2 protein-coding genes are annotated in these 761 nt (G+C 35.1%); both read left to right on the plus strand.

Features of this window, described 5'->3' with window-relative positions; genetic code table 11:
* The coding region (locus FC46_RS09875; RefSeq protein WP_057800238.1) for a helix-turn-helix domain-containing protein at nucleotides 1-318 on the plus strand (318 nt) is incomplete at its 5' end.
* The coding region (locus FC46_RS09880; protein WP_057800241.1) for a hypothetical protein at nucleotides 305-761 on the plus strand (457 nt) is incomplete at its 3' end. The genes FC46_RS09875 and FC46_RS09880, both read left to right, overlap by 14 nt.

Consider the following 761-nt stretch of genomic DNA (forward strand, 5'->3'; position numbering starts at 1 on the left):
AAAAAAAATAAATTATCGTTACTTGAAGTAAATGATAAAGCTGGACTTGGTAAGAGAAGTATCTATAATTGGAAGGCAAGAAAGCCCGGTACAAAGGCATTAAGTGCAGTTGCAGATGTCTTAAATACCACTATCGATTATTTAAGCGGTAAAACTGACGATCCTGCAAAGCACTCTCAAGAAGATATTTCATTAGATCAAGAAGTACCTTACTCTTACCATGGTTATCACGTTCCAGAAAAATATCTTAATATGGTACGTGAACTGATGGAAGCCGATATTAAAGAGAGAGAAGCTAGAAAACATGGCAGACAATAGTATTGCACGTAATGATGAACGCAAAAACGACTTAATTAAATATCTATTTAATTTTGCATACGATCATGACATTGGTTATGTCTTCTTTGAATCTGATCCTAATTACCCTTCACTTTCTTGGAAAAATAAGCGTGAAATAGGAATTAACATGAACTGGCATAATCATTCTGCCGAAGTACCTTTTACTATCGCACATGAAATTGGTCATATTATGGGTGATGGACCTAATTTAAAGCAGTTTGACTGTATTGGCTACGGCTGGCAGAATTGTGATGAAAAACCTGCAGACAACTATGGGGTCCGTCTAATATATGAATATTCATGCAGAATGGAAGATAATTTCTGTGATCCTCTAGCGTTCATGAAAGCATACGGTATTCTATCAAGAATGACAAAAGAAACCTATAAAGTTTTTGAAGAAAAAAGTGATCTATATACGCGTG

The organism is Lactobacillus kalixensis DSM 16043 (assembly GCF_001434335.1).
Lineage (GTDB): Bacteria > Bacillota > Bacilli > Lactobacillales > Lactobacillaceae > Lactobacillus > Lactobacillus kalixensis.